Origin of the sequence: Collinsella aerofaciens, from assembly GCF_040910325.1 — a bacterium.
Taxonomy (GTDB): domain Bacteria; phylum Actinomycetota; class Coriobacteriia; order Coriobacteriales; family Coriobacteriaceae; genus Collinsella; species Collinsella aerofaciens_BL.
In genome coordinates, this window is sequence record NZ_JBDGAV010000001.1 from 138,085 (window position 1) to 157,921 (window position 19,837).

The window sequence follows — 19,837 nt, forward strand, 5'->3', positions numbered from 1 at the left end:
GGCTCTACTAGATTGAGTGTGCGATATTATGCAACCTTGCATAATTCGACCTTGCATAATCTTTGAGTGCGGTTTGTATTGGAGGACATGTATATCGACTGAGGTAACACGTCCGCCCCGCTCTCTCGCCGCGCGCCGTGGTACGATTTTTGAGTTTGAAAGTCCCGCCGTGCTCCGGCTGCCCTTGCAGCTCGGCGTGCGGCCGCACGTAAAGGAGCCATCATGGCCGGTATGAACATGCAGCAGATGATGAAGCAGGCTCGCAAGATGCAGGAGCAGCTTGCCGCCGCGCAGGAGAACCTCAAGTCCCAGACCGTCGACGCCTCTGCCGGCGGCGGCATGGTCAAGGTGACCGTTAACGGCGAGATGGAGCTCGTCAACCTCACCATCGATCCCGATGCGCTCGATCCCGAGGACGTCGATATGCTGCAGGATATGATCATGGCTGCCGTCAACGAGGCCGTCCGCGGCGTCAACGAGCTCGCCAACAAGCAGATGGGCGCCATCACCGGCGGCCTCAACATCCCGGGCATGCCGTTCTAAGACACACATATAAATGAGTGCAAATCACAGTCTGCAAAAACTGCTCGATGAACTGGGCCGTCTGCCGGGCATTGGTCCCAAGTCGGCCCAGCGCATCGCCTATTACCTGCTCGAGGCCGATGCCGAGGAGGCCCGCCGCCTGGCCGAGGCCATCCTGGAGGTCAAGCAGGAGGTCCACTTTTGCAGCCGCTGCTTTAACTACGCCACGGCCGACGAGTGCTCCATCTGCCAGGACCCGATGCGCGATACCACTCGCATTTGCGTTGTGGGCGAGCCGCGCGACGTCCAGGCGATCGAGCGCACGGGCAGCTACCACGGTCTCTACCACGTATTGGGCGGCGTGATCAGTCCCATGGACAAGATTGGTCCCGAGCAGTTGCACATCCGCGAGCTGCTGGCGCGTCTGGGCCACGAGGATATCCATGAGGTCATCATTGCCACCAACCCCAACATCGAGGGCGAGACCACGGCGAGCTACCTGGCCCGCACTATCAAGCCGTTGGGCGTCGAGGTGTCGCGTCTGGCAAGCGGCCTTCCCGTGGGCGGCGACCTGGAGTATGCCGACGAGCTTACGCTTGGCCGCGCCATCGAGGCCCGTCGCGCGATTTAGGTGGCGAGCCTGCTCCTGCCGTATGTTTTCCTCGCGACGCACGGGGTAGCCATAATTTCCCTGTGCGACTGTAAGTTTGTTGTGCAACAAAGATGCTTTGTATCCGCTTATCGCATGGATGCTTCCACTCGCATCCTTAATTTGCTCATTCGTTGCGCAACCTTTTGGGTTCGCTGATACACTCAAATATGGATTCGAATGAATGCGCCGCTCCCGAGCGGCGTGTTTTTGTTGGAGGAGAACGCATGCGGCCCGGTGGCACTCAGACAAAGCGCGGCGCCGCGGTGCGCATGCGATGCCGACTGGGCTTGGCTCCGCGGGCGTACGCACTGCTATCGTGCTCGTTGGTGCTGGTCATAGCTGGCGTTTCTGCCTATGGCATGACCGTGCCGTCCATGATACAGGCGCATGCCGCACGCGAACCGCGCGTGGGGCATGAGGTCAAAAGTGATCTGGGCACCACGACTGGATATGCTTGGGCAAGTGTGGTCGGGCATATTGTGTTTGGCACCGACGATGCGGACGGCGCCGAGGTCCCGGACAACGAAGTCACGCTTGCCAATGGCAAAACCATCGTGCTCACCAACACCAAGATCATCGATCGGTTGTCCAACAATAGCGTGGCGGCAACGGTGAATAAGGTCGAGCAGCAGAAGGGGCAGGACGCCCAGCAGACAGGCAAGCCCGGTAGCTCGGATTCATCGAGTTCGGGCGGCGGCTCTGGGTCGGGTTCCTCTACCGGAGGGTCTGGAAACGGCGGCTCGACGGGCGGCAACACTGACAACGATGCAAACTCCGGTGGCCTTTCCGCTGCTGAAGAAGAGAGCATTCACAGTTGGCTTGTGACCAAGTACAACATGCTCGACGGCTATGTTTCTCGTGCCAATGACGTGGTCTCGACCTATAACTCTACGGGAGATCCCAGACCGTGCGACAGCCTGGTCGGGGAGATGTTTGTTATTCGAGCTGAGTTCGGTCGTCAGACATTCTCGCCCCGGTCAAAGTGGTATCAGCAGTATGCCAATCTGTGGGGCTGTTACACCAACACTATGTCAATGGGTCGGCCATTACGGCGATGATGACGTCGCGCTCGGTAACTTCAACAATAACGTGGCGGCGCTTGCCCTATGATGACCGATCTTGCATCCACCACACCACAATCGCTCGGTCGCGATCCCATGGTCGGCCTGCGCCTGGCGCGTGTCGACGGGTTTGAGCCGGCCATTGCGCTCGGTCAGGACGAACTGCCTGCCTATCTGCGTCGTTTTACGATGCTGTTTGCCGACGATGCCACCATGCGCCGTGGCGGTATCGGCCGCGTGACGCGTGCCGTCAACGCCCAAGGCGAGGCCGTGGCACTCAAGCAGCTCATCTTGCCGACGCGCGATGAGTTTGACGACGATGCCGCTCACGAGGCGCTGGTCGCCAAGTTCAAGGCGGCGTTTCGCGAGGAATACGAATGCCATCGCGCCCTTTCGGGCCTTAAGGGCTTTCCCCGCCTCTATGGCTGGGGCGAGGTCGACGGTGTGCCTGCAATTGTCATGGAATGGGTCGAGGGCGAGACGCTTGCCCGCTTGCGTTCGCGACTCGCCGTGGACGATGCCGGACGCCTGTCGCCGCTTGTGGCGGCGCGTCTGGGTCGCGACCTGTTCGATCTGCTCTGCCGTATGAGCCTGGTGGGGGAGGGCTTTGTCCATCGCGATATCTCGCCCGCTAATATTATGGTGCGCACGGCGCGTCTACCGCTTGACCGGCAGCTTGCCGAGGGCACCTTTGACCTGTGCCTGATCGACTTTGGCTCGTCGCTGGCGCTTGAGCCTGCGTCGGCCGTGGCCGGTACCGGCGGCAAGGCATCCTTTACCGAGCGCTATGCCACGCTGCGTCGCGCGACGGTTGCCTATGCCCCGCCCGAGATGCTCACCGACGATATTCCCGATCTGCGCGCTTTGCGTATGTCGCCGGCGATCGACGTCTATGCCGCGGCAAGCACGGTTTACGAGCTCATTGCCGGCGTCGCGCCATACGAAGCCGCGCCGAGCACTTCGGGCACCTCGGGTTCGCGCAAAAAGACGCGCGACATCGCGAGCCCCTACCGTCTCAAGATGGACACACGGCCCGACTATCCCATTGGTGCCCATGCGCCCGGTTGTGATTTGACTCAGCTGCTTCGTCGTGAGCCCGATGTGGCGCTCGCCGCGGCCGAGCAGGCCCAGCAGCTAGGGCTTGAGCCGGATTCCGAAGAGCTACGCGATGCGCTGGCGTTTGTCGATGCCCAGCTGTTCGACGTGGTGATGGCCTGTCTGTCCAGCCATCAAAAAGATCGTCCCGAGCCGGCGGCGGTCGAGGCGGCGCTCTCAGCGTTTTGTGACCACTATGCGCAAAATGTCGGCCGTTCGCTCCGCGGCGAGCCGCTCACGCCGTGCCCCATGGATGCGTCTGGCCGCGCGGTTCGTCGCGCGCTGATGGTCGGCGCGACGGTCGTCTGTGGCGTGGTTTGGGCTGTGATCGTGGTTTCGGCCGCGCTGCTGGCGTCGGGCGCTCGCGTGACGGCGACTTTGGGATCGCTCGTGTGGTCTGGGTCGCTACCGGGTATTATTGCCGCACTGGCGTTGGCGCTGCCAGGCATAGCCGGCGTTGCCGCGGGGGCGCTTGCGCGCGATCGGCGCTCGGGCTTCCTGCAGGGTGTGCTTGCGCTTTCTGCCTGCGAGGTTCCGGTGCTGGTTGTGGCTGCATGTAGCGTATTTTCCCAACGCGCCGTGATGGGCGGCCTTGTTGCCGCTCTGGTTGCAACCTATACGCTTACGTGGTTTTTGCTTGCGATGGGCTTTGCCTTTGAACTTCCCGTTTCGGCACCGCGACGCACAAAAGCCCAGATGGCGACTCCGCTTGCCGGTGGAGCCGCAGCTGCCCGTACTTTTGGCGGACCTGTCGAAGTATCGTCCGATTCTATTTCTACGACCAAGGAGGCCTAGGTCATGGCATCTCAAGTTGAGCTCACCCCATGCGGGGCCATGTTTGACATCTTTAAGCGCGCAGCGCATCTGAGCCATATCGAGCTGTGCGGCTTGGTGCTTTCGTCCCGTCCGCTCGCCGACGGCCGCAGCCCGCAGAGCCGAGCCGCCGATCGCTCTTGGGTTTCCCGCTTTATCGTTCGCGCGCCGGTCGGCACGCTTCAGCAGCGCTACTTTGCCGAATACGGTACCTCGGCTGCGCGTATTATGTCGCAACTGGCCCTGCGCCAGCGCAATCCCATGGACTCCACGGCTGTGATCAATATGGTGTGCGGTCCTGCAGGTGAACCGATGGTACGCGCGCTCGAAGAGTGCCACCAGGACACGAATCTCTATCGCAACGCGCTCGATCGCCTGTCCCAGGCGGCGGAACTCATGCCCGCCGAGCGCGCCGAGGCCGTGCTGGTGCTGTTTGTCGCCGTCGGTTGTTCGGCGGATGTGCGGTCCTCGGTGAACTATGCCATCGACTACGCGCACGCGACCTGTGGCGGAGGCACCTCCACGCCGCGTTCGCTTGGCATGTCGATGACCGCGGGCGAACGCGAACCCGCCCCGGCGCACCCCTTGGGCTTGCTGCGCGTACAAAACAGTTTTGTCGTGAGCGCCCCGCGCTGGATTCAGCCGAGTGAGCAGGGTGTTGAGATTGGCGCGCTGGCCACTGGCGAGGGCGATATTACCGACGTCGGCGACGATGTCTCGGCCCGCCATGCCCATATCTGGTGCGATGCTCAAAATATCTGGCACGTCGAGGACTTGTCGTCCACCAACGGAACCGTGGTGGTAAACGGGGCCACGCGCGTCTGCATTCAGGTCGAGCCCGGCCGTTCCGCCCAACTCAATCCCGGCGACGAGCTCAAGCTCGGCGAATCCACTACCTACGCCATCCTCTTCGGTGCTCTCTAGCCGGCAGATAGGGACGTTCCTTTTCTGCCGGCTGGGGACACTCCTTGGCGCGCCAGAGCCGGTCGCCTGGGGATGGAGGGGCCATTTTGGCCCTTGGCGGTCACCCGAGGTAAACCTTTACCGCCCGCCTATATTTGCCGAAATTACACTTGACGGCGGGGTACAATAAACCCGCATGCGGATTTCCGTTGCGGGCGCTTCCCATCGCCGGGGCGTGCCCGGGAGCATCCGGCATGCGGCCTTTGCGGCGCTCGGTCATGTGCAAGACGGGCGGTCGGGCCTGTAGGGCGCATCAGCTGCCCCTCGCCTCGGCATGTCTTCTCTCCACGCCATGTACCTGCTGCTGAGCCTGCCTGCCAGATGATTGGAAGCAACAGCGTAAATCCCATCACGCCAACATCCCGGCGATCGCCGGGGCCTGTATACCTATATGAGAGGAGAGGGGTATATGGCGCGTAAGTTTAAGTCTATGGACGGCAACGAGGCGGCCGCATATGTTTCGTATGCGTACACCGAGGTAGCGGGAATCTATCCCATTACGCCGTCCAGCCCGATGGCCGACCATGTCGACCAGTGGGCGGCCCAGGGTCGCAAGAATATCTTCGGCACCCCGGTCAAGGTCGTCGAGATGGAGTCCGAGGCAGGTGCAGCCGGTACCGTTCACGGTTCGCTGGGCGCCGGTGCTCTGACCACCACCTACACGGCTTCTCAGGGTCTGCTCCTGATGATCCCGAACATGTACAAGATCGCGGGCGAGCAGCTCCCGGGCGTCTTCCACGTCTCCGCGCGTTGCGTCGCTTCCCACGCCCTGAACATCTTCGGTGATCACTCCGACGTCATGGCCTGCCGCCAGACCGGCTTCGCCATGCTCGCCGAGGGCAACGTCCAGGAGGTCATGGACCTCTCGCCGGTGGCTCACCTTGCCGCCATCGAGGGTAAGACCCCGTTCCTTAACTTCTTCGACGGCTTCCGCACCAGCCACGAGATCCAGAAGGTCGCCATGTGGGACTACAAGGATCTGGCCGAGATGTGCGACATGGACGCCGTCCAGGCTTTCCGCGACCACGCGCTCAACCCTGAGCACCCGCACACCCGCGGCAGCCACGAGAACGGCGATATCTTCTTCCAGAACCGTGAGGCCTGCAACAAGGTCTACGACGAGCTTCCCGCCGTCGTCGAGGGCTACATGAAGAAGATCAACGAGAAGCTCGGCACCGATTACGGCCTGTTCAACTACTACGGCGCTCCCGATGCCGACCGCGTCGTCGTGTGCATGGGCTCCTTCTGCGACGTGCTCGAGGAAGTCATCGACTACCTCAACGCCCACGGCGAGAAGGTCGGCCTGGTCAAGGTCCGTCTGTTCCGTCCGTTCTCCATCAAGCACTTCGTCGACGTTCTCCCCGAGACCGTCCAGAAGATCGCCGTCATGGACCGTACCAAGGAGCCGGGTTCCATCGGCGAGCCGCTCTACCAGGACGTCGTCTCCGCTCTCTACGAGGCCGGCAAGACGGGCATCAAGGTCGTCGGCGGCCGTTATGGCCTGGGCAGCAAGGACACGCCTCCCGCGTCCGCGTTCGCTGTCTTCGAGGAGCTCAAGAAGGACGAGCCCAAGCGCGAGTTCACCATCGGCATTGTCGATGACGTGACCAACCTGAGCCTGCCCGAGGCCGAGGATGCGCCCAACACCGCAGCCCCCGGCACCATCGAGTGCAAGTTCTGGGGTCTGGGTGGCGACGGTACCGTCGGCGCCAACAAGAACTCGATCAAGATCATCGGCGACCACACCGACAAGTACGTCCAGGCCTACTTCCAGTACGACTCCAAGAAGACCGGCGGCGTCACCGTCTCGCACCTGCGCTTTGGTGATTCCCCGATTCGCTCGCCGTACTACGTGACCAAGGCCGACTTTGTCGCCTGCCATAACCCCAGCTACATCGTTAAGGGCTTCAAGATGGTCCGCGACGTCAAGCCGGGCGGCACCTTCCTGGTCAACTGCCAGTGGAGCGACGAGGAGTTCGCCGAGCACATGCCCGCCGTGGCCAAGCGCTACATCGCGAACAACAACGTCAACGTCTACCTGATCGACGCTATCGACCTGGCCGCTAAGGTCGGCATGGGCAAGCGCACCAACACGGTGCTCCAGTCCGCCTTCTTCGCGCTGGCCAAGGTCCTGCCCGCCGAGGACGCCCTGCAGTACATGAAGGACGCGGCTACCAAGTCCTACATGAAGAAGGGCCAGGCTATCGTCGACGCCAACCACAAGGCCATCGATGCCGGCGCTACCGCCTTCCGTAAGTTCGAGGTTCCGGCCGACTGGGCAACTGCCGAGGATGCCGCCCCCGTCGAGCTCTCCGAGGAGACCAAGTCCGCCATCGCCCAGCAGGTCAAGAACCTGCTCGAGCCCATCGATCGCATGGACGGCGACAGCCTGCCCGTTTCCGCCTTCGTCGATTGCGCCGACGGCCAGTTTGAGCTGGGCGCCTCCGCATACGAGAAGCGCGGCGTCGCCGTGGTCGTTCCCCACTGGGACGAGACCAAGTGCATCCAGTGCAACCAGTGCGCCTACGTGTGCCCGCATGCCACCATCCGTCCGTTCGCGATGACCGAGGACGAGGCTGCCGCCGCGCCCGAGGCTACCCGCACGCTCGACGCCATGGGCCCCAAGGCCAAGGGCATGAAGTTCACCATGGCTGTGTCCCCGCTCGACTGCATGGGTTGCACCAACTGCGTCAAGGTCTGCCCCAAGGGCGCCCTCGAGATGGTTCCCACCGAGCAGGAGATGGACCAGCAGCCCGTTTGGGACTACATGGTCGAGAACGTCTCCGAGAAGAAGGAGCTCATCGCGGCCAACGTCAAGGGCAGCCAGTTTAAGCAGCCCTACCTGGAGTTCTCGGGCTCCTGCGCCGGCTGTGCCGAGACCGCCTATGCACGTCTGGTGACCCAGGTCGCCGGCGACCGCATGTTCATCTCCAACGCCACCGGCTGCTCCTCCATTTGGGGCAACCCCGCTGCCACCGCTCCTTACTGCAAGGACAAGGACGGTCACGGCCCGGCGTGGAACAACTCCCTGTTCGAGGACAATGCCGAGCACGGTCTGGGCATGGCCGTCGGTTACGAGGCCGTCCAGAAGAAGCTGATCGCCGCTACCCAGGACATCATCGCTGCCGATGGTCCGTCCGATGAGCTCAAGGCCGCCGGCCAGGCTTGGATCGACTCCGTCAACGACGCCGAGGCCTCCAAGACCGCTGCTGCTGCCTACGTTGCCGAGCTCGAGAAGTGCGGCTGCGACGCTTCCAAGGCGATCCTCGCCGACAAGGCTTACCTCACCAAGAAGTCCTTCTGGATCTTTGGCGGCGACGGCTGGGCCTACGACATCGGCTTCGGTGGCCTGGACCACGTCCTGGCTTCCGGCCACAACGTCAACGTCTTCGTCTTCGACACCGAGGTCTACTCCAACACTGGTGGTCAGGCCTCCAAGGCCTCGAACCTGGGCCAGGTCGCTCAGTTCGCCGCTGCCGGTAAGGTGACCAAGAAGAAGTCCCTGGCCGAGATCGCCATGAGCTACGGCTACGTCTACGTGGCGCAGGTCGCCATGGGCGCCAACCCGGCTCAGACCCTCAAGGCCATTCACGAGGCCGAGGCCTACGACGGCCCGTCCCTCATCATCGGCTACAGCCCCTGCGAGATGCACTCCATCAAGAAGGGTGGCATGCAGAACTGCCAGGCCGAGATGAAGAAGGCTGTCGAGTGCGGTTACTGGAACCTCTTCCGCTTCAACCCCGAGGCTGCTGCCGGCAAGAAGTTCTCGCTCGATTCCAAGGAGCCCGCGGGCGGTTATCAGGAGTTCCTGATGAACGAGGCCCGTTACGCTTCGCTGACGCGTTCCTTCCCCGAGCGCGCCGAGGAGCTCTTCAAGGAGAACGAGCAGGCCGCCATGGACCGCTACCAGCACCTGCTGAAGCTCAAGACGGTGTACAACGAGGCCTAAGTCTCCCACCGCAGGATCTGAGGGCTGACCTTCGCGGACGTCCTCGGACATGAAGGAACCCCCGCTGCGCACTACGTGCGGCGGGGGTTCCTTCGTCCTGCGGAATGTCCGCGAAGGTCAGCCCTCAGATCCTGCTACGACTACGTCCTCGGATTGTGGGGCTGCATGAGGGACGTGGTTGTGGGGGCCTTTTGTCCCCGTCGCTGTTTCGCGGCGCGGCCGCGAAACCACGCGTTACTTTGGTTATGGAGGGGGCTTGGTTGTTGGTTCAGATGATCTAGAGAGATATGGGTGCAAATGAGAAATCGTTGTTGGGGTCGTCCTTTTCCATAAACTCATCGAGGCAGAATGTCATATAGATTGGAACGTACAGGATCTTGCCCTCTTCGCTAAGGTTTTCGTGGCTCAGCACAACGGCCTCGGGAATCTTGTACTCGCCCACACTCATCAGGCGATCGAGGGCCGCATGTGCTCGAACTTTCTTGCCCGATTTGACTTCGATTGGGACAACATGTCCTCGGGCGCCTTCGATTACAAAGTCGACTTCACCGACCTCACGTGTTTGGTAGTACCACGTATCTGCTCCGAGGGCAACAAGCTCCTGCGCGACCACGTTTTCATAGAGACCGCCGAGGTTGGGGGTTTTCATATCTAGATATACAGCGCGTGCCGTGCTACCGGGATATCGCGATGCGAGCATTCCTGTATCGGACTCGTATAGTTTGAAGGCGGCTGCCTTCTCTGTCCTCTTAAGAGGACTCCGGGCCTCCGTCACCTGGGGGACCATCAATCCAACGCCTGCGTTCACCAGCCATAGGAAATCCTGCTCGTATTTTTGAAGACGAGCTCCCTCGCCTAGAGACGAGACGATAAAGCGATGGGACTCCGCCTCAAGCTGAACGGGAATTTGCTCGAAAATGGAGCGAACGTTAAACGCTCGAGTCGATGCATATTTAGAGATATCGCTTTTGTACTGATCGACTAGCTGAATTTGAAGCACACGCGTTCTCACGAGCGAATAGCCCGAATCGATATAGTTCTGAACGACCTCTGGCATGCCGCCGCAAACGATATAGGCTCTAAAGTTTTTGAGCATCGCCTCATGAATATAGTTTTCGACGGGACGTCTCTCGACAAGGCAGCTGCGAATGTCTGCAAGCACATTCTCGCTGATGCTGTTTGCCCAACAGAACTCTTCAAAATCCATCGGTCGCATAACAATGTGCTCGACATACCCCACCGGAAAAGAAGAGATCCCCTTAAACTCAGTCCCAAGCATAGACCCCGAGAAGACATAGCTAAAGCGTCCGTCCTCGACCAGCGCCTTCATAAGTGTAACGATCTGCGGATACTCCTGAATCTCATCGACGAAGATAAGCGTGTCTCCTTCAACAAGCGGTGCATCCGCAAGAAGGGCCACACGGTTGATGAAGTCAATGGAGTTCTTAGCGCCAACAAGTACGTCTCTTGCCTCGGCATCGAGTAGCAGATTGACCTCATAATACGAAGCGTAGTTGCTCTTTCCAAACGCGCGAATTGCATAGCTCTTGCCAATCTGACGCGCGCCAGTAACAAGCAACGCTTTATTGGATTTGTTCTTCCAGCTCAAAAGCCTGTCAGTGACCTTACGGCGTAGCATTAAAACCCCTCAATGACAAAAATTGGCAAATAGATTTGACCCTAATCATACAAAAATTGGCAGATAGATTTGACCCAAATCATACAAAAATTGGCAAATAGCAAAGCTCGCTTAGGCCTCAAAGCCAGCGAGCCAGCACGGTACTTTGCGAAAAGGCTGGCAGCGCCGTTGTTGAGGGTGGCCAGGTTGGCAGTGGCGCCGTTAGCGTTCTCGGCTGCTTGGGCGCGCAGGAGCGAAAGGGCGTCGGCAGCGTTCATGCAGAAGCCGACGGTAAAGTTCCATACTGCGAACTCGCAGTCGCTTGCCGCGGGGTGAAGCGCGATCGGCTATCCCTTATGTTGGATGAAAAGCCCCATGTTTTTGCAGGGATGCATACTCGTCAAATTAATGTATAGAATCGCGTATAGTGCGAGTAAGATATTGCGCTGTCCGTTTTGTGTTTAGCAAAGATATAGTTTGCATAATCTGGTCTAATCCCTGCTCTATTTAAATAAAGTTGCACGTAAATGGCGTAGATATACCTGAACTGGGCTTCTTTACGCTGAGCGGGTAAAATCGACCGTTCGCCGCTTAGGTATTTCCAAAATGAATAAAATGAGCGATAAAGAGAATATAAACCTTAATAAACTCGCGTATCGCACGGACGCGGGTTATTAATGGGTTGTAGGCCTTTTACAGAAAGGATTCCAGCAATGTCTAAGCCTCTTGGCAAGCCCGATCGTATTGTCGTCGCCCTTGGCGGCAACGCCCTCGGCAACAACCCCGTCGAGCAGATCGAGGCCGTGAGCAACACCGCCCACGCTCTCCTCGGTCTCATCGAGCAGGGCAATGAGATCATCATCACCCACGGCAACGGCCCGCAGGTCGGCATGATCCAGAACGCCTTCGCCGCCGCCCACGATGCCATCGGTACCCCCGAGATGCCGCTGCCCGAGTGCGGCGCCATGTCCCAGGGCTACATTGGTTATCACCTGCAGCAGGGCATCGGCCGCGAGATGCACAAGCGCTATAAGCGTTGGCACGCCGCCACCGTCGTCACCCAGATCGAGTGCGATCCGGATGATCCCGCGTTCAAGAACCCGACCAAGCCGATCGGCCCCTTCTACACCGAGGAGCAGGCCAAGGAGTTCATGGCCGAGGATCCCTCCAAGGTCTTCGTCGAGGATTCCGGCCGCGGCTGGCGTCGCGTCGTCGCTTCCCCCGATCCCAAGAAGATCGTCGAGGCTGACTCCATCCTCAACCTGCTCGACAACGAGTTCATCGTCATCGCCTGCGGTGGCGGCGGCATCCCCGTCGTCCGCGACTACGAGAACAAGGGCTGCTACAAGGGCGTTCCCGCCGTCATCGACAAGGACCTGGGCGGCGAGCTGCTGGCCGAGGACTGCGACGCCGACGTTCTGTTCCTGCTGACCGCCGTTGAGCATGTCGCCATCAACTTTGGCAAGCCCAACCAGGAGGAGCTCGAGGACCTCACCGCCGACGAGGCCGAGCGCCTGGCCGACGAGGGCCAGTTCGGCAAGGGTTCCATGGAGCCCAAGGTCCGCGCTGCCATCAAGTTCGCCCGTTCCCGCAAGGGCCGCACCTGCATCATCGGCGCTCTGGACAAGGCCGCCGAGACCATGGCTGGCCTCTCCGGTACCCGCATCCACGAGTAGTCTCTACTCTGTTGCCTCTCTCGTGGGCGCCAGGCAAAGCGCCCACAAACTAGCCTCTCTTCATGAGCCCCGCAGTCCGCTCCGACTGCGGGGCTTTTGCTATTCACCTAGTCATTGGGGACGTTCTTAAATGACTAGTCAAACAAGAGCGTCCCCAATGACCACTCATTTAAGTCTGTCCCCAATGACTGCGGAAAGCGCATCTCACGCCGGCACATGGCTTTCGGGTCCTTTCTCCGTGCTCCCTATAAGTTCGGCTGGACTCCCCGCAACCTGTTCCGAGTTGGCGGAACGAGCGCGACGTGGAGTGTCATTCTTTACCGCGTTAGACTAGACGCAGGGAAAGGAGGAGGACATGGATGCTCGCGTCAAGCAGCTTGTAAATATGATCGAGGACGCTCAGCCTGTCGCTGTCGCGGTACTTGCCAAGCGTCTCGAGGTAAGCGAGCGCGCCGTGAGAAACTATATCCATCGCGCAAACGACAACCTTGCAGGGGTTGCACGCATCGTTGGCAGCAAGGGGCAGTATCGTATCGATGTTGCACGTGCAGATGAGCTTGCTCGCTTGCTAGACGGTGCGGCTCAGGCCCATCCGGGCATTCCTGATACGCGCGACGGCCGTGTGTCCTTCCTTCTTAACGACCTCCTCATGCGGTCCCAGTGGGTGACGATTGAGGAGTATGCGGATTTACTCTACGTTTCGGCGCGAACTCTGTCCAATGACATGCGTCTGGTAGAGCAGAAACTCGCCCAATTTGACTTAACGCTCGAAAAGCGCCCACGCTACGGAATCCGCGTTGCGGGCGGGGAGTCGCAACGGCGCCTGTGCCTGGCCTCGCTGGTGAGGCCCGTGTTGCCCGACACCGACGATGCAAAGCTCGCCGAGCGCCTGCGGGCCATCGCCGCATGTGTGGACGATGCCCTGACGGCCTCGCCCGTCACGGTGAGCTCGCTGGCATCCCGCAATCTCATCATGCATCTTTACATTGCTCTTGGCCGCATCGAGCAGGGCTGCTATGTCCCAGCTGCAGAATCGGACGTTCAAAAACTGGAGGGAACGCGCGAATACGCCGCGGCTTTCCAGATTGCCGCAAACATCAAGGATGCCCTGGGCGTGAGCATGCCCCGAGAAGAGGTTGCCTTTATCGCAATCCATTTGCTCGGCAGGGGCACGGGCGTGCCCGAGAAGGGCTCTGCCGTTATCTCGGACGAGATGTGGGAGATTGCTTCCGAGATGGTACGTGCGGTCAACGATGAGTTTAGGTTTGACTTTAGCGGCGATCTTGAACTTCGCATGAACCTTGCTCGGCATATCGGCCCTCTGGGCTATCGCCTTGAATATCACATGCATATGGATAACCCCATGCTGCCCGATATCAAGACGAGGTTTCCGTTGGCCTATTCGATGGCAGCTGGCACCTCGCAGGTACTCGAGCGTCATTTTGGCAGCCAGCCCTCTGATGAAGAGCTCGGCTACATCGCCATGGCATTTGCCCTGGCCCTCGAGCAGCAAGCCGACCAGCCGCGTCGCAAACGCAGCCTGATCGTGTGCGCCTCGGGAGCGGGAAGCGCCCGTATGCTCGAGCACCAGTACCGCAAGCAGTTTGGCATGTATATCGATTCGATTGAGACATGCGATGTCGCCCGCGTGGGAACGTTCGATTTTTCGCATATCGACTACGTGTTCACAACGGTGCCGCTCAACGTCAAGTTGCCCGTGCCCGTCCGCGAGGCCGATTTCTTCTTGGAGACGAGCGATGTCAACGCTATCCGCAAGGTGCTGAGCGACGACACTGCGCAATCGGACTCCGTGAGCTCTTTCTTTAGCCGTGCCCTGTTCTTCAACCGCGTTGAGGCGTCGTCGAAGCAGGCCGTTCTCCGATATCTCTCCGAGCGCGCCGTCGAGAGCGGCCGTGTCGATGCCCAGTTTGCCCAAGAGGTCGCCGAGCGCGAGAGCGCGAGCGCCACCTCGTTTGGCAATGGGGTAGCCATGCCCCATGGGATGCATCCCTTGAGCGCCGAGGCCTTTGTTACCGTGGGCCTGCTCGAACATCCCATTCTTTGGGACGAATACGGCCATGAGGTCGATATCGTCTTTATGGTGTCGTTTGCCCGGTCGGGCGGCGATGAGGCGCGGATCTTGAGCTCACTGCTCGCCGAGATCTTTATGGACCGCCAGGGGGTCGAGCGCCTACGCGAGCGCCGGTCCTGGCATGAGCTGATGGCGCTTGTGCAAGCGCATACGGCTTAAGACTTCTTTTGTCGATGACCCTGTCAGTCTACCTGCAATAAACCTCGAGGATTGCGGGCGGGAGATAGGCGTTTCGAATATTCAAGTACAAACCAAACATCACGGGAGAGGAGACCGTTATGGACGATCAGGGAACCGAGATGGTTTCGTTTCAGCTGGTCGCTGCAGCGGGAGAGGCACGCAGCCTTGCCTTCGAAGCCCTTGAAAAGGCAAAGGCGGGGGATTTTGACGCCGCCGCCAAACTCATGAAGCAGTCAAAGGATGCGGGAATCAAGGCTCACCACATCCAAACGCAGCTGCTTTCGACTGAGGCAGCGGGCGAGCACCTGTCGGTGGATGTGTTGCTGGTCCATGCTCAGGACCACCTCATGTGCTCCATGCTTGCTCAGGAGCTCGTGCAGGAGCTGATCTGCCTGTATGAGCGCACTGCAACCAAGAACGCCTAGCGGCGTGCGGTGACTATCCAACCAATCAATGCGAAGGGAATCCCTTATGAAGATCCTTCTTGTTTGCGCAGCTGGTCTGTCTACAAGCATTCTGATGAAGAAACTCGAGAAATATGCGGAGCAAAACGGCATCGAGCTCGATATCGATGCGGTGGGTATCGGCGAGTATCAGGAGACGTGCGCCAATTATGACGTGCTGCTCTTGGGGCCGCAGGTGTCCTACCAGCTCAACACCGTCAAGCAGGGGAGCGGTAAGCCGACCGCGGTCATCCCCGCACAGGACTACGGCATGGGCAACGCCGCCAACGTGCTGGCACTCGCCCAGTCGCTGTTGGGTTAGGAGGCAACCATGGAGAAGTTCATGACCCTGCTTCAGGAAAAACTGACCCCTATCGCCAATTTCTGCGGCACCGAGCGCCACTTTGCCTCCATGCAAAAGGGCTTTATGAGCGCGATCAGCTTCATCTTGGTATCTGCCGTCTTTATGATCCTCGCCAACCCGCCGGTCACGGCCGACCTGGTGGCGCAGGGCGGGTTCTGGTCCGTCTTTGGCCCTTGGCTCGATTTTGCCACGGCCAATAAGCTCACGCTGCTCATTCCCTTCAACATGACGATGGGCATACTGTCGGTGATCGTGACGTTCGCAATCGCCTATAACCTGGCGGGCACCTACAAGATGCCCAAGCTTAACGCCGGTATGACCTCGCTGGTGATGTTCCTGATCGCCGCGGCGCCGTCGTCCTACTACCAGCTTGCTGACGAGTCCGTGCTCCAGGCGGTCCCCTGCACCTATCTGGGTGCGCAGGGCCTGTTTACCGCCATCATCGTTGCCTTGGTCTCCGTCGAGGTCACGCGCTTCTGCCAGACCAAGGGCATCACCATCAAGATGCCCGATGGCGTGCCGCCGTTTTTGTCCGAAACCTTTGGCGCCATCGTACCTATGCTCGCCAACATCCTCATCTTCTTTGGCGGCAACCTGCTGATCCAGATGATCGATCCCGCGCTGTCCATCCCCTCGGTTATCGAGAAGCTGCTCGCTGCCCCGCTTTCCGTCGCAGTTGACTCTGTGCCCGGCGCACTGCTTATCTGCTTCATGACGCTGCTGTTTTGGTGCTTTGGCGTCCACGGCAACATGATCGTAATGCCCATCACCGCCCCGGTCACGCTTGCCGCCTTTGCCGCCAACGCCTCGCTCTATGCTGCCGGGCAGCCGCTTGAGTTCCACCCGGCGCTCATGTCGTTGGCCATCAACCTCATCGGCGGCACGGGTAATACGTTCTCTTTTGTGGCGCTCTGCGCGTTTAGGGCAAAGTCGCAGCAGCTCAAGGCATTTGGCAGGGCATCGATCGTGCCGAGCTTCTTCCGTATCTCCGAGCCCGCGATCTTCGGCGCGCCCATCATCTTCAACCCGATCCTCATGATTCCGTTTGTGCTAGGCGGCATGATCTCGGCCCTGCTGTATTGGGGTGCGGTCTCACTGGGTCTTGTCTCTAACTTCTACATCTTGGTGAGCGGCACGTTCCCCATCTTCGTTCAGGGCTTTGTCCAGTGCCTCGACCCGCGCATCTGGGTGTTTACGATCGTTTTGATCGTGGTCATGGCTGTGGTCTGGTACCCGTTCTTTAAGGTGTACGATAACCAGCTCCTGGCTCAGGAGCAGGAGAACGCCGCGGCAGCTTCTGCCGAGGATGCTGAGTAGCATGAGTTACTTTGACAGAACGTCTGCCGCCGGTATGCCCGAGGGCTTTTTGTGGGGTGGTGCCCTCGCCGCCAACCAGGCCGAAGGGGGCTGGAACGAGGGCGGCCGCGGCATGTCGCACTCCGACCTGATCCCACAGGGTTCCGACCGCTGGGATGTAATGTTTGGCAGGCAAAAGCCCGTGGACGATCCGGACAGGCTGTATCCATGCCGCTGGGGCAACGACTTCTTCCATCATTGGCACGAGGATGTCGAGCTCTTTGCCGAGATGGGCTTTAAGTGCCTGCGTCTTTCAATTTGCTGGAGCCGTATTTTTCCCACAGGGATGGAGACCGAGCCCAACGGCGAGGGCTTGGAGTTTTACCGTCAGGTATTCGAGGCGCTGCGCGAGCATGGAATCGAGCCGCTTGTGACGCTGTCGCACTACGACTATCCGTTGGCTCTGGTCGAGCGCTATGGTGGCTGGCAAAGCCGAGAGATGATCGAGCGGTATGCGCACTACGTCGAGACCGTCGGACGCGCGTACCAGGGCCTCGTGCGTTATTGGCTTACGTTCAACGAGATCAACAGCGTGGCGCTGTCCTATCTCAACGCGGGTGTCACGCTCGAGGATGAGCGTGACCGTGCAGCCGTGACCGCGGCGTTCTCGCACCATATGTTTATGGCGAGCGCTCGCGCTGTCGAGATTCTGCACAAGATCGATCCCGCAAACAAGGTGGGTTGCATGGTCGCTGCCGGTGCGACCTATCCGTACCGTTGTGCGCCCGAGGACGTATGGCTTGCGTATGAGGAGGACCGCGGCCGCTACTTCTACACAGACGTGATGGCTGCGGGCGCCTATCCTGCTTGGAAGCTGCGTGCACTCGAGAAAGAGGGTGTTCACGTGCCCTTTGAGCCGGGCGATACGGAGTATCTGGCAGAGCATACGGTCGACTTCATCTCGTTCTCGTACTATTGCTCGCGCTTGGTGTGCGCCGATGATCAGGTGATCGCCGAGAAGGCGGAGGGCAACGTGTTCCCGACGTTGCGCAATCCGTACCTCAAGGATAAAGAGACTGCCTGGAAGTGGCAGATCGATGCGCTGGGTTTGCGCGTGACGCTTGCCGGCTACCACGATCGTTACCATCTTCCGCTCTTTATCGCCGAGAACGGTGTGGGCGGACTCGATGCGCTGGAAGACGGCAAAGTCCACGATGCGTATCATATTGATTACCTGCGAAGGCATATTCTTGCGCTGCGCGATGCAATTGTCGAGGACGGTGTTGACCTGATGGGATACACGCCGTGGGGCTGTATCGATTTGGTGTCGGCCTCGACGGGGCAGATGAAGAAGCGCTATGGCTTTGTTTATGTTGATGCCGATGATACGGGCAAAGGCACGTTCGATCGCTACCGAAAGGACAGCTTCTGCTGGTACCAAAAGGTCATTGCATCAAATGGCGAGGACTTGAGTTAACTCTTGCAGGTCTGTTGCCCCCGCGGTCCGCTTCGGCCGCAGGGGCTTTTGTTATTGAGGCGGCTGTTCATGAGGAGCATTGCAGGCTGCGGAAACCCGGCACTTGGGGACGTTCCTTTCCTGCCGGCAGCTTGGGACAGTCCTTAAAGGCCGCATCGATCAACTGCGGAAAGCACATCCCAGAATGAGCGTCCAACATGGGGTGCGGTTTCCCTTGAGGCCCTCAATCGGAAAATGCATCCCGGATTTTTGTCGAAAAGCGGTCCCTAGTTTCCCAAACGGGCCGCTAACGGAAAGCGCATCCCGCTATTGGGCCCCAAAGCAGGATGCGCTTTCCGTGCTGGCAGTTCCAAGCAGTTCGGGATGGCCCTTTTCGTTTGCTCTCGGCCGGCGTCCGTAAGACTGTCCCCGACGACCACTCATTTAAGTCTGTCCCCAATGAGTGCCCAATGACTAGTAGTAGGCCCACATGGCTTCGACTTCGTTGAGGACCTCTACGACGCCCCAGCGTCGGGCGCTGCGGCTGGCCGAGTTGGGATCGAAGACTTCAATCTGGTCGGCGTCGTCAATACCGTAAAGTACAATGTAGTGGCCCACGTTGGTAAAGGTGCCCGGCCGAACGGCGGCGATGACGGGCGCTCCCGAACGCAGCGCCTGAGTCATCGAGTCGCGATCGTTATGAAGCTCCGTTCCGTTAAGTCCCAACTGCCACGCACCGCTCGTCATAAACGACCATTCGGTTGCACCGGTGGGGGCGTAATTGCCTGCCTCGGAAAGCGCGCACATATCGACGGGAGTCATATCGGTGCGTCCCGTCTTAAAGATATAGACCATGGTGAGGCACGTAGGCCCGCAAGCATTTTGGCGGATGGTACCGCCGGCGTAAGGCAGCTCCGACCATGCAGGGTCGATCTGATAGATATGGGGCATCGTGCCGGCTTGCCATTGCGAGCGCGGGGTCGAAAAGGCGAAAGAATAACCGGGCGCGACGGGGGCCTTGAGCAGCTTGTCCTCGGCGGTGGGCTCGAGACCGGCCGAGCCGTGGGACATACAGGAGCTCATAAGCACAAAGACCAGACAGGTAAGGATAGAGCACAGTGCGAGGCGAAGTCGACGAGCCGGCAGGGCGGGGGCATTCACGTGCGATGTCGAGCGGTAAGGCTTGCGGTCGCGTCCGCCTTGGGGATGCGAAAAGAAGCGGTTGATATGGATGCCGGGCTGACGTGCGCCGTTGCGGCGTAGTTGCGGAACCTCGGCCTGACGCTGTCGAGTGCGCGCGCCCAAGCGGCTATCTTGCTGCGCGCTTGTGCCCGTGCTCGGACGGCCACTCTGCCGCGTTCTACTTGCCTGCTGCCGAGACGAAGGCCTGGGTTGTTCTTGAGGACGTTGTGGATTGCTGCTCGTGGCACTTCTGGGCGTCGGCGTGGTACGGCCAGCAAGGCGAACGCTTTGTCGCCGTTGATCACCGTCGTTGTATCCGTATGCCATTCGTACCGCCTTGTCTCATGTATAACCTGTCTATCCTACAAAAAAGATGTGCAACAAATGGGTCTGCGCGTCAAAAGCTCGGTAAACGGTACGAAAGGCGCAAAACACACGGCCTCAAAAACATCTCTCTATGCGTCCGATGAACGTA

Annotated in this window: 14 protein-coding genes; 12 read left to right on the forward strand and 2 right to left on the reverse strand. The window is 59.7% G+C overall.

Annotated elements, in window-relative coordinates; genetic code table 11:
- Positions 1 to 222: 222 nt before the first annotated feature.
- From AB5Z25_RS00565 to nifJ, 6 genes are all read left to right on the forward strand, one after another.
- Positions 223 to 543 (forward strand): YbaB/EbfC family nucleoid-associated protein, encoded by a 321-nt coding sequence (locus AB5Z25_RS00565; RefSeq protein WP_006235174.1) that lies wholly within the window; start codon positions 223 to 225, stop codon positions 541 to 543.
- A 13-nt stretch (positions 544 to 556) separates the two neighbouring features.
- Positions 557 to 1,153, forward strand: coding sequence for a recombination mediator RecR (gene recR / locus AB5Z25_RS00570; RefSeq protein ID WP_006235173.1), 597 nt, complete (start codon positions 557 to 559; stop codon positions 1,151 to 1,153).
- 245 nt (positions 1,154 to 1,398) lie between these two features.
- Positions 1,399 to 2,232: a hypothetical protein gene (locus AB5Z25_RS00575; RefSeq protein WP_368134522.1), complete on the forward strand. Its 834-nt coding sequence runs from the start codon at positions 1,399 to 1,401 to the stop codon at positions 2,230 to 2,232.
- Positions 2,233 to 2,280: 48 nt separating this feature from the next.
- Positions 2,281 to 4,125 (forward strand): serine/threonine protein kinase, encoded by a 1,845-nt coding sequence (locus AB5Z25_RS00580; RefSeq protein WP_368134523.1) that lies wholly within the window; start codon positions 2,281 to 2,283, stop codon positions 4,123 to 4,125.
- Between the two features lie 3 nt (positions 4,126 to 4,128).
- Positions 4,129 to 5,067 (forward strand): FHA domain-containing protein, encoded by a 939-nt coding sequence (locus AB5Z25_RS00585; protein ID WP_022094220.1) that lies wholly within the window; start codon positions 4,129 to 4,131, stop codon positions 5,065 to 5,067.
- A 448-nt stretch (positions 5,068 to 5,515) separates the two neighbouring features.
- The gene (gene nifJ, locus AB5Z25_RS00590; protein ID WP_138340895.1) at positions 5,516 to 9,055 is read left to right on the forward strand and encodes a pyruvate:ferredoxin (flavodoxin) oxidoreductase; all 3,540 of its coding nucleotides are present in this window, start codon (positions 5,516 to 5,518) and stop codon (positions 9,053 to 9,055) included.
- 277 nt (positions 9,056 to 9,332) lie between these two features.
- Here nifJ and AB5Z25_RS00595 read toward each other — a convergent pair whose 3' ends face one another.
- Positions 9,333 to 10,694 (reverse strand): ATP-binding protein, encoded by a 1,362-nt coding sequence (locus tag AB5Z25_RS00595; protein WP_217750322.1) that lies wholly within the window; start codon positions 10,692 to 10,694, stop codon positions 9,333 to 9,335.
- 692 nt (positions 10,695 to 11,386) lie between these two features.
- Here AB5Z25_RS00595 and arcC point away from each other — a divergent pair.
- The 6 genes from arcC (at position 11,387) to AB5Z25_RS00625 (ending at position 18,201) form a co-directional block, all read left to right on the forward strand.
- Positions 11,387 to 12,349 carry a carbamate kinase gene (gene arcC, locus AB5Z25_RS00600; RefSeq protein ID WP_006235166.1) on the forward strand — a complete coding sequence of 321 codons (963 nt, stop codon included), beginning with the start codon at positions 11,387 to 11,389 and terminating at the stop codon, positions 12,347 to 12,349.
- 355 nt (positions 12,350 to 12,704) lie between these two features.
- On the forward strand, positions 12,705 to 14,600 hold the full coding sequence (locus AB5Z25_RS00605) for a BglG family transcription antiterminator (protein ID WP_368134524.1): 1,896 nt from the start codon (positions 12,705 to 12,707) through the stop codon (positions 14,598 to 14,600).
- 119 nt (positions 14,601 to 14,719) lie between these two features.
- Positions 14,720 to 15,046 (forward strand): PTS lactose/cellobiose transporter subunit IIA, encoded by a 327-nt coding sequence (locus tag AB5Z25_RS00610; RefSeq protein WP_117757821.1) that lies wholly within the window; start codon positions 14,720 to 14,722, stop codon positions 15,044 to 15,046.
- 46 nt (positions 15,047 to 15,092) lie between these two features.
- Complete coding sequence (locus tag AB5Z25_RS00615) at positions 15,093 to 15,386, forward strand: PTS sugar transporter subunit IIB (RefSeq protein ID WP_117648560.1); 294 nt, start codon at positions 15,093 to 15,095, stop codon at positions 15,384 to 15,386.
- A gap of 9 nt (positions 15,387 to 15,395) precedes the next feature.
- Positions 15,396 to 16,745: a PTS sugar transporter subunit IIC gene (locus AB5Z25_RS00620; protein WP_195361524.1), complete on the forward strand. Its 1,350-nt coding sequence runs from the start codon at positions 15,396 to 15,398 to the stop codon at positions 16,743 to 16,745.
- A 1-nt stretch (position 16,746) separates the two neighbouring features.
- The gene (locus AB5Z25_RS00625; protein ID WP_117776360.1) at positions 16,747 to 18,201 is read left to right on the forward strand and encodes a family 1 glycosylhydrolase; all 1,455 of its coding nucleotides are present in this window, start codon (positions 16,747 to 16,749) and stop codon (positions 18,199 to 18,201) included.
- A 453-nt stretch (positions 18,202 to 18,654) separates the two neighbouring features.
- Here the strand turns inward: AB5Z25_RS00625 and AB5Z25_RS00630 are convergent, their stop codons facing one another.
- Positions 18,655 to 19,485, reverse strand: a complete 831-nt coding sequence (locus tag AB5Z25_RS00630) for a C39 family peptidase (RefSeq protein ID WP_368134525.1) — start codon at positions 19,483 to 19,485, stop codon at positions 18,655 to 18,657.
- Between the last annotated feature and the right edge of the window lie 352 nt (positions 19,486 to 19,837).